Here is a 12393-nt window from a genome sequence, read left to right on the forward strand (position 1 = left end):
ACACGACTCTATTCCTTATGGAGTTCCCTCTTCACGATGAGAAGGAACTTAAATTAAAGTAGTTAAATCGATAAAAATCGATTATCTAGCGTTACGAGCTTCAATTACAGCTTGTGCAACGTTGTTTGGCGCTTCATTGTACTTCAGGAACTCCATAGAGTATGAAGCACGACCTTGTGTCTGAGAACGCAGGTCAGTAGCATAACCGAACATTTCGGATAATGGTACTTGTGCACGAACAACTTTACCAGTAGGTAAGTCATCCATACCTTCAATCATACCACGACGACGGTTCAGGTCACCAATTACATCGCCCATGTAGTCTTCTGGAGTTTCCACTTCAACTTTCATGATTGGCTCAAGCAGAACTGGTTTCGCTTTTTTGAAGCCGTCTTTAAATGCGATTGATGCCGCAAGTTTAAACGCCAATTCAGAGGAGTCAACATCATGGTAAGAACCGAAATGCAGACGAACACCCATGTTAACTACTGGATAACCCGCTAATGGACCAGATTTCAGCTGCTCTTGCAGACCTTTGTCAACCGCAGGAATGTATTCCGTAGGGATTACACCACCTTTGATTTCGTTGACAAATTCGTAGTCCATTGGCAGACCATCTTTGTCTTTCTTGTCCAGTGGGTACATATCGATAACGACATGACCGTACTGACCACGACCACCAGACTGTTTCGCGTGTTTACCTTCGATGTCAGTCACTTTAGTCGTGATTGCTTCGCGGTAAGCTACTTGTGGTTTACCAACGTTCGCTTCAACTTTGAATTCACGACGCATACGGTCAACCAGAACGTCCAAGTGTAATTCACCCATACCAGCGATGATAGTCTGATTAGTCTCTTCATCACTTGATACGCGGAATGATGGGTCTTCTTGAGCCAGACGGCCTAATGCGATACCCATTTTTTCTTGGTCAGCTTTAGTTTTTGGTTCGATTGCAACAGAGATTACTGGCTCTGGGAATTCCATACGCTCCAGGATGATTGGTGCATCAACTGCACATAAAGTATCACCTGTAGTTACGTCTTTCAGACCGATAGCAGCCGCGATGTCACCAGCGCGAACTTCTTTAATCTCTTCACGCTTGTTAGCGTGCATCTGTACGATACGACCAAAACGCTCTTTCTTCGCTTTAACAGCGTTCAGAACAGTATCACCTGAGTTAACAACACCGGAGTAAACACGGAAGAATGTCAGGTTACCAACGAATGGGTCAGTTGCAATTTTAAATGCTAAAGATGAGAACGGCTCTTCGTCACTTGCATGACGTTCAGCTGGAGTATCTTTACCATCGTCCAGAACACCGTTAATTGCCGGTACATCTGTAGGAGCTGGTAAGTAATCCACAACCGCATCCAGCATCGCCTGAACACCTTTGTTCTTAAATGCAGAACCACAGGTAACCAGGATAATTTCGCTTGCAAGAACACGTTGACGTAAAGCGCCTTTGATTTCAGCTTCAGTCAGTTCTTCACCGCCCAGATATTTTTCCATCAGTTCTTCTGATGCTTCTGCAGCGGATTCGATCAGATTGTTGTGCCACTCTTCAGCCAGCTCTTGCATGTCCGCAGGGATATCTTCGTATTCGAAGGTAACGCCTTGGTCTTCGTCGTTCCATTTGATTGCTTTCATTTTCAGCAAGTCAACAACACCAGTGAACGACTCTTCTGCGCCGACTGGTAATTGCAGTGGAACTGCAGTAGCTGCTAAACGTGTTTTTAATTGCTCAACAACACGTAAGAAGTTCGCACCCATACGGTCCATTTTGTTAACGAACGCGATACGTGGAACTTTATATTTGTTAGCCTGACGCCATACGGTTTCAGACTGTGGCTGAACACCACCAACTGCACAGTAAACCATTACTGCGCCATCAAGAACACGCATAGAACGTTCTACTTCGATTGTGAAGTCAACGTGTCCCGGGGTGTCGATGATGTTGATACGGTGTGGTTCATACTGTTTAGCCATACCAGACCAGAATGCAGTAGTCGCAGCGGAAGTGATAGTAATACCACGCTCTTGCTCTTGCTCCATCCAGTCCATTGTTGCAGAACCTTCGTGGGTTTCACCGATCTTATGGTTTACACCAGTATAGAACAGAATACGTTCAGAAGTTGTGGTTTTACCGGCGTCGATGTGTGCACTGATACCGATGTTACGATAACGTGCTATGGGCGTTTGACGGGCCATTTTTTCCTCTCTCGTGGGCGTTCAATTCTTCATATAAAGGGCAGCTGAAAGCTACCCTGAGATACATCACTAAGATTGGTAAGAGATTACCAACGGTAGTGTGCGAACGCCTTGTTAGCTTCTGCCATACGGTGAACGTCTTCACGTTTCTTAACAGCGGAACCTTTGTTCTCAGCAGCGTCTGATAATTCGTTTGCCAGGCGAAGCGCCATAGATTTATCACCGCGTTTACGAGCAGCATCAACGATCCAACGCATTGCCAGGGCATTACGACGAACCGGGCGAACTTCAACTGGAACTTGGTAAGTTGAACCACCAACACGGCGGGATTTAACTTCCACAGTCGGACGCACGTTATCAAGTGCTAATTCGAATGCATCAAGTTCAGTTTTACCAGAACGCTGAGCAAGGGTTTCAAGTGCGTTGTATACGATTGCTTCAGCAGTAGATTTTTTCCCGTCTACCATCAGGATATTTACAAATTTGGCCAGTAATTCTGATCCGAACTTAGGATCTGGAAGAATTTTACGTTGACCAATTACGCGACGACGTGGCATGGATATGACTCCGTTGTTAATTCAGGTTTGTCCAAAACTCTACGAGAGTATTTTGACATTAAGATTAAAATGTTTGGCCTTACTTAACGGAAATCCATTAAGCCTTAGGTTTTTTCGCGCCGTATTTAGAACGAGCTTGCTTACGGTCTTTAACACCAGAACAGTCCAGTGCGCCGCGAACGGTGTGATAACGCACACCTGGCAAGTCTTTAACACGACCGCCACGGATCAGGATTACGGAGTGTTCCTGCAAGTTGTGGCCTTCACCACCAATGTAGGAAGAAACTTCGAAACCGTTAGTTAAACGAACACGGCATACTTTACGTAATGCTGAGTTTGGTTTTTTAGGAGTGGTAGTATATACACGAGTACATACGCCACGTTTTTGCGGGCAAGCTTCCAGTGCTGGAACGTTGCTTTTAACAACCTTCGAGCTACGAGATTTGCGTACCAGCTGATTAATAGTTGCCATTATTAAAAAAGCTCCTGGTTTTTTGCTTCGTAAACACGGATTTGACCTCGTTCGCCAACATGACGATACACGAGGACGCGAAATTTTATTGCCGACTGGCTCGGGTGTCAAGAAATATACAACTTTTAGTGACTTTATAAGGCAAAATGTTGCTTATGAGCTTCAGTTAGCTTTACAAAACCTTGGTATGAGATGATAGAAACGCCATCAGCGATCTGATTTTGCAGCCCTCGGGCGTAAATATCTGCATCCAAGGCATAAATTTGAGCTCCGCTATTTTGTAATTCAAGAAGATATTTAGACCGCGAAATACCAGCCAGAACACCATCTTGGAACAACAATATAGCGTCTTCATTTGTGACTAACCGCAGCATTGCGGAAAAATCGCTTTTAAATGGAGAAGTGGCTAAGGTGTATAACATAGGCGGGATCCTACTACAGATCAAAAATTGAACGCAAGATCAAAATTTAAGCACGACGTCGCAAGCAGATAAGTGTGCTTGAATTTGTTGTGGCGTTAAAAATTCAGGAGTGACAACCCAATCATTCTGCTGGCTAATCCCTCTTTCCTGTAATGATTCAGAACACAGGTAAATATTTTCAATATCATACAATGGTAGGACTTTGAATGTCGCGATATAGTCTCGAGCCAAAATTTCTTTGGGTTGCTGGTGCGCAAGTAGTTGACATACACCATCCGAAATAAAGAATACGTTAATATCCTCAGTCAATGCTGAAGTTGCCAATAATGCATCCAGCCCTTCTCGTCCACTGGCACTGCCATGAGGCATCGTCGTAAAAACAAACGCAATCTTTTTCACAAAATACCTTATATCGTTGTGCTGTTCATGGTGTTCAGACTTAAAACTGAATAGTTCGGTCTGTTGTCAACATCGCCTCAGCTAAACTGCCTAAGCCGCTCATGACAAAACCTTCAGATAAGTTATAGGCTGGTAATGACAATGCTTGTGCTTGCTCTTCGTCGGTAATACCACGGCGCAGACTCGCAGCAACACAAATGTTCATTTCACACCCAGATTCTTGTGCAAGTTTACGCCATGCTTTGATTAAATCAAATTCATCAGTCGCGGGAGAAGTCAAGGTGTTGCCGTTAAGAACGCCATCTTGATAAAAGAAAATGCACTTCAATATATGCCCTTCTTCAAGAAGAGCATTGGCAAATTGATAGGCACTCGCTGATTGCGAAGTACCATATGTAGGGCCTGTCACTAACAAACAATATGTTAGCGGGTTTGCTTTACTCATTCACCACTCTTAAATTGGCGTATATATAAATAGACGGTGTGCTTCGAAATGTTCAGACGGTCAGCAACTTGATTGATTGCATCTTTAATATCGAAGATTCCTTTCTCGTATAGATTCAGAACCACTTGCTTGTTTTTCGCATTGTTCGAAACATTACGGTCATTACTGACTTCTTCAATGGTGTATTCCAATGTTTGAGCAACTAGGTCATCAACAGAAGATGCGAAGTTTACATCTGAAGTCACTTCTTGTTTTTCTTCAGGAACAAATGATTTAATAATTTCTGAGAATGGTACATCTAAGTTCATATTAATACACAGTAAACCAATAACACGCTGCTTACGGTTACGAATCGCAATCGTCACGGATTTCATTAGGTCACCGCTTTTAGCTTTCGTAAAATACGCTTTGGATACATTTGATTCTGCATCGGCCATGTCATGGAGCATTCTTAACGCTAAGTCAGTAATAGGCGAGCCAATCTTACGCCCTGTATGCTGACCATTAGCTATTCTCACTGCTGAACATTTTAGATCTTCTAGAGAATGAAGAACAATTTCACAATGCGCACCAATTAGCATAGCGAGCCCGTCAACCGCAGCTTCATATGATTTCAAAATTTCGTGGTCAGTCTCAGTAAACGGCTGGTTATCTAGAATATTAATATCACTGAGGTCTTGGGATTGTAATGCATCAGACATTTCAACGTCATCCTTCTAAAGTGTATAAAATTCATCCAGTCAACCAATGAGGCATTCATTATTCGACTCATTTGCCTTCATTCTGTTGTACATAGTCAACGGATGTGATGATTAAAAATAAAAACGAATCTATTGAAGTTAAAACTCCGAGGCGTTGCCGTCAAGCGAATGAATGCAAGAGAGTATGTTTTATCACAATCTTTACGTAAATCAATCGCTACACAAGAGCCGAATGGCTGTGTTTATATTAACCGCGTTTTATAATAGATGTTACGGAGTTTAAGTAATAGCCTTCAAAGTCTTAGCAATATTAGATATGGACATAAATAATGCCAATGATAAATGCGCATACTCGCATGCTAGATATCCTGCAAAAAACTTCAACTTACTTCGTCGAACAGACACAAAAAGGTCTAACCCACAGCCTAGCCTCCGTTTCAAACACCTACAATCAGCTCTACTTTTCCTATATAAACCAAGATACAAACAAAGATATTGATACTTTTGCCAACGCATTAAAAAACTACAGTAAAGAGTACATTTCTACCTATGGAGCATTAATCGGTGAAGGCGATTATGGTCGAGCCTATAAATTAGGATCATATGTCATAAAAATAGCGTTAACTGAAGATTCCTTTCAAGGTTCTAATTCTAATTGTACTCGAACCTCTCGAATTACCAATGAATTCAATGGTTCTGATTACTCACGAGAAGCCAACTTAAGTAATGGTGAACATGTTTTAGTGTCTAAATTTATTCAAGGTCATTCCGTGACAGGTAAAAAAGTTGTTGAATTTATGAATTCAAAAGACAGAGTCATGTACGACATAGACTCGGAAGGTAATGTAAAGGAAGGTTCAGATAAAAAACTGTACTTAATTGATTCTGATATGGTTTTTTACACAAAAAATCACCGTAAACAATCAATAGCCAGTGATGAATTTCATGAAAATCTTGCAGTAATCGCGGATACGTATGATATCGAACTATCTTTAAGAGGCTGGGTCGATTAAACAACGCTTTTTTAGGTCGTCATTTATTCCCTTATACGAAGAGCGCTACATGATGTAGCGCTCACTCAAACATTATTTAGCAGCTGGTTTGATATCTAATAATTCAACATCAAAGATCAACGTTGAGTTCGCAGGAATACCTGGAACACCGTTTTCACCATACGCTAATTCTGGCGGGATAACTAATGTCATTTTGCCGCCTTTCTTCAGGTTAGCTAAACCTTCTGTCCAACCTTTGATGACTGAATTCAATGGGATAGTCAGTGGTTCATTACGTGAATAAGAGCTATCGAATTCTGTTCCATCAACCAGAGACCCTTTATAGTGCACGACCACTGTTTCGTCTTCTTTAGGTTTTGCGCCTGTGCCGTCTTTTTCAATTTTGTACAACAGACCAGACTTAGTTTTCACGACACCTTTTTCTTTCGCAAACTTCTCGCGATACTCTTCGCCTTTCTTCACGTTAGCAGCAGATTCAGCTTTGATTTTATCTTCAGCCGCTTTTTTCACTTGGCCTTCGAATTGGCGTAACGTTTCTTCAACTTGCGCATCTGTCATTTTACTTTTGCCGCTGAATGCATCTTGCACACCAGCTAATAATTGGGCTTTGTCCAGATTAATGCCAATAGATTTTTGCTCTTCTAAAGAGTTTTGCATATAGCGACCTAAAGAGGCACCTAATGCATACGCGTTACGCTCTTCTGCATTTTTGAACGCGCTTGCTTGTGTTTTTGCTTCTTCTGCCATAACTTGTGGTGCAGTGAAAGCGAATGCTAATGTTGTTGCTAATAGACTTGCCTTAAACAGTGATTTCATCCTAATCTCCGATAGCTATTATTCGAGCTATTACGCTCATTTTTATTGATAGCTGTTCCTTATCTTAAAAAACAAGCTGTCAGTTAACACAATAAATATAAGAATATCTTAGACCACATTAACAAAAAGAGGTTTCAACGCCTACACCTTTAAATAAAACTTATCTGTTGATTTGTAATGTTCGGTTATTATGATGTTTTTTTCATGGTGAGAACCCATAAGGAGATCCTAAAATGGATTCATCAAACAATTTTGAACAGCGTTTAGAACTTTTGGAAAGCAAAGTTGCCTTTCAAGAATTAACCATTGAACAGCTCAACCAAGTGATCACAGAACAACAAATGCAGCTGTCAAAAATGCAGGAACATTTGCGTATCGTTGCGGAAAGATTGAAAGCGTCGCAATCATCTCACCTAGCGCGTCCTGAAGAAGAGACTCCCCCTCCCCATTATTAGTCTCTCAACTTTTCCCCCTGATATGAAATTGGGAGATATCAATATCAGGCAAAGCCACCTCTTCGGGCTTATCCAATTGAGGTACCCATTCATAGGGAACTCGATAAGCCCGATAAATCATGTTATCCCAGGCGTATTGTTCATCGGTATAGGGGGAAATATATTCCCAAGCAATTTTATTTTCCTTAGTAACTTCAATAATTCGTCCATCCGCGCCCTCTGTAATCAATGTATTACCATTGAGGAGTCGTTGTGCGCTGCTAACATGCGGACTAAAAAATCGAAAACGATTTGTCGGCATTTTAAATCCCTGCTCATTTGCAGAATGCTGCCAAACAATATCTAAACTGATCGGGTCTATCTCCAAGACTCGAGAATAGTCACGACCCGCATTTTTTAATCCATAAAGCGAGGTTGGCGTTGCTTGCCCATAGCCTGCTTGCCAGCCATTATCAAACAGTAAAATATTCCCCGCACCCGGTAACCCTTGAGGAATAAGATGGGCATGATGTTGACCAATAATCCCCCCTAAATGTTTAACATTATCATGGGTATAATCAGGTCCAATTTGCCATACAATCTTTCTTGTTTCACGGCCGGTAATTCCAATAATATTCGCTTCCCGAGAGCTCCATATTATATTCTCAGGATGAAAATCAGTATTGCCATTATCATAATGTTTGTTGGGGCCAAGCAGAGATAGGCTATTGATATGTAAATAATCCCCCACACCATCAGATATGAGATTAGGATTACGATAAAAAACATTCTTTGCGGTTTCAGAAAAACCGAGCTCTGAAAAGTGATCACTAAGCGCCCAAGTCCATACAATATTTCCCTGCCAATTAACCTCAACAAAGACGTCATCCAGTAATGGCTTATCTGATATTTGAGGATTTTGAATATTTCGATGGCAAAGTAATAATGTTTTGCCTTCATAGATAGGGGATATCAAGTCAGGCGTATAATACCCGACGGGGTTTCCTTCCCGTTGAAAATCATGATGGGCTCTTGCAGACCAATATTGCTCCCCAGCATCATCCGTCAATAATTCGACACGATCAAATGACCAAACTTCGTTATTGTCCCAATCCCGCTGGACCAACCGAGTATATTCGCGATATTTATCACCTTCTTTTGACCATTCATAACTCAGCAGATTGCCTCGAGGTAACATTTTACAAGGCACTCCATTACTGTCCTGCCAAACATGAACTTCATTGCCATTCATATCAATAAGCACAGCGCCCTTATTAGCCACTGAAAATAATGTATAACCATTCCAGGCTTTATCTGGTTTATAAATGGTTGTTTTTGTAGGGTAAATAGAGGGCATTCCCATAATGATTTTCCTCGATAATTGAGACAATGACACGAGATAAACAAAGAAATTAATCTCGATAAAAATCATGGGAATTATAAGTTAGAAAAATAACCAACTGATTTACAATAAATTTCAGTAATTATTAAATTTAATAACAGTGAATACTTGAGACTGAATGTTGAGTAAAAAAAAGCCCAACATAAAATGTTGAGCCTACTTTCGAAATAAAAAGCGAGTTCACTTTTTATTGAATCTCTTTTTTAGAGATTAGTGGCAACCACAGCCACCATGCTTGTGTCCGTGGCCTTGACCTTCGCCACCACCACAGCAACCGCCTTCTGAACCGTGGCTATGACCGCCACCGCCACAGCAACCACCTTCGTGATCATGGTCATGGTCGTGACCATCAGCACCATGGACGTGACCATGTGCGATTTCTTCTTCTGTTGCTTCACGGATAGCCATGACTTCAACATTAAATTTCAGGTTTTGACCTGCTAACATATGGTTACCGTCGACGATAACTTCATCGCCTTCGATGCCAGTGATTTCAACAGGAACTGGACCCATATCAGTATCCGCTAAGAAACGCATACCCACTTCCAGCTCGTCAACGCCCATGAATACATCTTTTGGTACGCGTTGAACTAAGTTGTCATCGTATTGACCATATGCATCGTCTGAAGCGACTTCGACATCGAAATGTTCGCCAACTTCACGACCTTCTAATGCTTTTTCCAGACCAGAAATTAAAGATCCACGGCCATGCAGATAATCCATTGGCGCATTTGCCGGGGACTCATCAACTAAAACACCGTCTTCTGTTCTTACTTGGTAAGCGAGGCTTACAACCAAGTCTTTTGCTACTTTCATGACATCTCCTACGACCCGTAAGGGAAAAATTTTTGCCAATTGTACCGGAAAACAATTGTGCTGTATTGAGAATTGACAAAATTCTCTTATTCTGGGGTAAAAATCCCAATAACTTGTTCTTGCTTTCTCACATGCTCAGTGGCATCACCTTCGGTTTGGCGCTGTTGATCCCCACAGCTCACACATTCAACCACATCAATTTTGTCTTCTCGCCACATCATTAAGGTGTCTTGAGACTTGCATTTAGGGCAAGTTGCCCCAGCAATAAAACGCTTACGTGTTGCTGCCATTTTTCTACCTTACTGTTCGTTATTCCAGCTATGCGGTTGGCGATTTTCTCTTTGCATCTCTTTTTCGAAAAGTTCGTTAAGTTCACGCCGCGCCTCTTTAATGCGTGAGATTTGCCCGCTGTCGCTGTTTTCATTTTCAGGAATGATATCGCGTAACATACGCATATCGAGTCTGCGGAAATGTTGCTTGGCTCGATAAGCTTTATGAGGGTGCATACCGGTACTAACTAGCGCCTTACTGCCCATTTCCAGCGCACTTGAGAAGGTTTCACGGCTGAAATCCGTCACGCCACTGTGCAATAATTCGTGTGCCTCTAAACGCCCTTTAGCTCGTGCAATAATATGCAAGTTAGGGAAATTTTCTTGGCAAATACGCACAATTTCCATCACTTCCTCAGGCACATTGCTGGTGATCACAATCGATTTCGCTTTATCCGCGCCTGCCGAACGAAGAAGTTGCAGCTCACGCGCATCCCCATAATAAACGGTATATCCATAGCGGCGCATCGTGCTAATTGCCGTGACATCTTGTTCAAGCACCGTAATGTTCACTTTATTCGCCATCAACAAACGACCAACCACCTGCCCCATGCGCCCAAATCCCACTAAAATAACATGAGGATTAGTATCTTCCACAAACGGTTTTTCTGTCGATGTCGCTTGCTGATTATAACGGCGGTTGAGATACGCATCTATCAGCTGCATCACAAGTGGCGTTGTCATCATCGACAAAGTCACCACAACCAACAAGAGGTCCATTTGACGTTCATCAATAACACTCGCGCCAAACGCGGTGGCATAAATCACGAAGGCAAACTCCCCACCTTGGCTCAATACCCCAGAAAACTGTGCGCGAGCACCATTACGTAAGCGAGCCACAAACCCTAGCGCATACAACACCAGTGCTTTCACCGCGACTAATACTACAACAGCGATCAAGACTTGTGGAAGGTAAGTCCACAACACTTGTAGATTCAGAGACATACCAACAGAGATAAAAAACAGCCCTAACAATAATCCTTTAAACGGCTCGATATTAATCTCTAGTTCATGGCGGAATTCTGTTTCCGCCAGCATCACTCCAGCCATAAATGTTCCCAAAGCCATTGAGAACCCTAGGCTTTCCATAATCAGTGCCGAACCTAATACCACTAACAGCGCGGCTGCCGTGAAAATCTCGTGCACCCCCGACTTGGCGGCTAGTCTAAATAGTGGACGTAATAAATAGCGACCGACAACCCACAGCCCTACAAACGCTACCACTTTCAAACCAATTTTGTACCAATCACTGCTCCCCGTATCACCGGCTAATAACGGAATCAACGCCATAATGGGGATAACGGCCATATCTTGGAACAGTAAAACGGAAAAACCAAGCTGCCCACTTTCTTGATTAGACATCCCTTTTTCGTTCATCAATTGCAGCGCCATCGCCGTCGAGGACATCGCCATGCCCAAGCCACCGACTACCGCAGCCTGCCAAGAAAATTGTGCCAAAATGAGCACCCCTGCCATTAGCACCGCAGTGACAACCACTTGGATGGTTCCCACACCAAAAATTGACCGACGCAGTTCCCATAATTTAGATGGCTTCAGCTCGAGCCCTATCAAGAACATTAAGAAGACAACACCTAACTCAGAGAAATGCAGAATATCATTCACATTGCGGATAAAACCCAACACAAAAGGACCAATGATGATCCCAGCGAGTAAATACCCTAACACCGCACCCAATCGGATTTTTTGGGCAATTGGCACCATCACAACACCGGCGCATAAAAATATGATCACCGACTCAAATAGATTCAACTCATCCATTTGAAATATCTCCCATATTGAGGGGCTGCTTCATCCATTGTTTATATTCTTCAACTGCTTGCTGTAATTGTTGTTTGCTCAGTCGACGGGCAGAATAAATGATACTCGGTTCTAGCCACTGCATATCACACATCAACGCAGTCAATTCAAATGGGCGAAGAATTTCGGATAACGGATAGCGATTATAGCCGCCATGCTGGTAAGACTCTTCTGGCTCCCCTGTCGTAATAATCGAACGCCAATATTTGCCTTTTAACTTTTGATAACCTTGGTCTGTGGCAAACCGGCGAGTCAGCACTTGGTCAAACCACTCTTTTAATAAAGCGGGGCAACTATAAGTATAGAGAGGATGCTGAAATACGATGACATCATGCTGACAAAGTCGCTTTTGTTCTGCGGTGACATCAATAAAATAATCGGGGTATGTTGCATATAAATCATGGATAGTGACATTATCAAAATCACGCACCGCATCTAATAACAGACGATTAGCAACTGACTCATGGGGGTCTGGGTGAGCGTAGACCACCAGTACTTTTAGCGAATTTGACATCTTTCCCTCCTCAAAGGCGTGTCAGGCGGATAATTTTCCGTTACCAT

The 12393-nt window shown here is 42.4% G+C and carries 15 protein-coding genes; 2 read left to right on the forward strand and 13 right to left on the reverse strand.

Annotation, left to right across the window (positions count from 1 at the left end):
* Positions 1–81 precede the first annotated feature (81 nt).
* The 7 genes from fusA to PROVALCAL_RS11935 form a co-directional block, all read right to left on the reverse strand.
* On the reverse strand, positions 82–2208 hold the full coding sequence (gene fusA / locus PROVALCAL_RS11905) for an elongation factor G (RefSeq protein WP_006659523.1): 2127 nt from the start codon (positions 2206–2208) through the stop codon (positions 82–84).
* 86 nt (positions 2209–2294) lie between these two features.
* Complete coding sequence (gene rpsG / locus PROVALCAL_RS11910; protein ID WP_004262486.1) at positions 2295–2765, reverse strand: 30S ribosomal protein S7; 471 nt, start codon at positions 2763–2765, stop codon at positions 2295–2297.
* 97 nt (positions 2766–2862) lie between these two features.
* The gene (gene rpsL, locus PROVALCAL_RS11915) at positions 2863–3237 is read right to left on the reverse strand and encodes a 30S ribosomal protein S12 (protein WP_004265905.1); all 375 of its coding nucleotides are present in this window, start codon (positions 3235–3237) and stop codon (positions 2863–2865) included.
* Between the two features lie 134 nt (positions 3238–3371).
* Positions 3372–3659, reverse strand: a complete 288-nt coding sequence (gene tusB, locus PROVALCAL_RS11920; protein WP_006659524.1) for a sulfurtransferase complex subunit TusB — start codon at positions 3657–3659, stop codon at positions 3372–3374.
* A gap of 39 nt (positions 3660–3698) precedes the next feature.
* Positions 3699–4058, reverse strand: a complete 360-nt coding sequence (tusC, locus tag PROVALCAL_RS11925; RefSeq protein ID WP_006659525.1) for a sulfurtransferase complex subunit TusC — start codon at positions 4056–4058, stop codon at positions 3699–3701.
* Between the two features lie 40 nt (positions 4059–4098).
* On the reverse strand, positions 4099–4503 hold the full coding sequence (gene tusD / locus PROVALCAL_RS11930; RefSeq protein ID WP_006659526.1) for a sulfurtransferase complex subunit TusD: 405 nt from the start codon (positions 4501–4503) through the stop codon (positions 4099–4101).
* Positions 4500–5204, reverse strand: a complete 705-nt coding sequence (locus PROVALCAL_RS11935) for a helix-turn-helix transcriptional regulator (protein ID WP_006659527.1) — start codon at positions 5202–5204, stop codon at positions 4500–4502. The genes tusD and PROVALCAL_RS11935 overlap by 4 nt, the downstream gene beginning before the upstream one ends.
* A 329-nt stretch (positions 5205–5533) precedes the next feature.
* On the opposite strand from PROVALCAL_RS11935, the gene PROVALCAL_RS11940 reads away from it, so the two are divergent.
* Positions 5534–6217, forward strand: coding sequence for a hypothetical protein (locus PROVALCAL_RS11940; RefSeq protein ID WP_006659529.1), 684 nt, complete (start codon positions 5534–5536; stop codon positions 6215–6217).
* A gap of 72 nt (positions 6218–6289) precedes the next feature.
* Here the strand turns inward: PROVALCAL_RS11940 and fkpA are convergent, their stop codons facing one another.
* Positions 6290–7033: an FKBP-type peptidyl-prolyl cis-trans isomerase gene (gene fkpA / locus PROVALCAL_RS11945; RefSeq protein WP_006659530.1), complete on the reverse strand. Its 744-nt coding sequence runs from the start codon at positions 7031–7033 to the stop codon at positions 6290–6292.
* 233 nt (positions 7034–7266) lie between these two features.
* Here fkpA and PROVALCAL_RS11950 point away from each other — a divergent pair, with 233 nt between their 5' ends.
* Complete coding sequence (locus PROVALCAL_RS11950; protein WP_006659531.1) at positions 7267–7488, forward strand: SlyX family protein; 222 nt, start codon at positions 7267–7269, stop codon at positions 7486–7488.
* A 4-nt stretch (positions 7489–7492) separates the two neighbouring features.
* On the opposite strand, the gene PROVALCAL_RS11955 is transcribed toward PROVALCAL_RS11950, so the two are convergent.
* The 5 genes from PROVALCAL_RS11955 to kefG all read right to left on the reverse strand — a co-directional run bounded on the left by PROVALCAL_RS11955 (position 7493) and on the right by kefG (position 12346).
* Complete coding sequence (locus tag PROVALCAL_RS11955) at positions 7493–8830, reverse strand: aryl-sulfate sulfotransferase (protein ID WP_039861950.1); 1338 nt, start codon at positions 8828–8830, stop codon at positions 7493–7495.
* A 249-nt stretch (positions 8831–9079) separates the two neighbouring features.
* Complete coding sequence (slyD, locus tag PROVALCAL_RS11960; protein ID WP_006659533.1) at positions 9080–9685, reverse strand: peptidylprolyl isomerase; 606 nt, start codon at positions 9683–9685, stop codon at positions 9080–9082.
* 86 nt (positions 9686–9771) lie between these two features.
* Entirely contained in the window at positions 9772–9975 is a 204-nt protein-coding gene (locus PROVALCAL_RS11965; RefSeq protein WP_006659534.1) for a YheV family putative zinc ribbon protein, read from the reverse strand.
* Between the two features lie 9 nt (positions 9976–9984).
* On the reverse strand, positions 9985–11793 hold the full coding sequence (gene kefB / locus PROVALCAL_RS11970; protein WP_006659535.1) for a glutathione-regulated potassium-efflux system protein KefB: 1809 nt from the start codon (positions 11791–11793) through the stop codon (positions 9985–9987).
* Positions 11786–12346: a glutathione-regulated potassium-efflux system ancillary protein KefG gene (gene kefG, locus PROVALCAL_RS11975; RefSeq protein ID WP_006659536.1), complete on the reverse strand. Its 561-nt coding sequence runs from the start codon at positions 12344–12346 to the stop codon at positions 11786–11788. Before kefG ends, kefB begins: the two co-directional genes overlap by 8 nt.
* Between the last annotated feature and the right edge of the window lie 47 nt (positions 12347–12393).

The organism is Providencia alcalifaciens DSM 30120 (assembly GCF_000173415.1).
Taxonomy (GTDB): domain Bacteria; phylum Pseudomonadota; class Gammaproteobacteria; order Enterobacterales; family Enterobacteriaceae; genus Providencia; species Providencia alcalifaciens.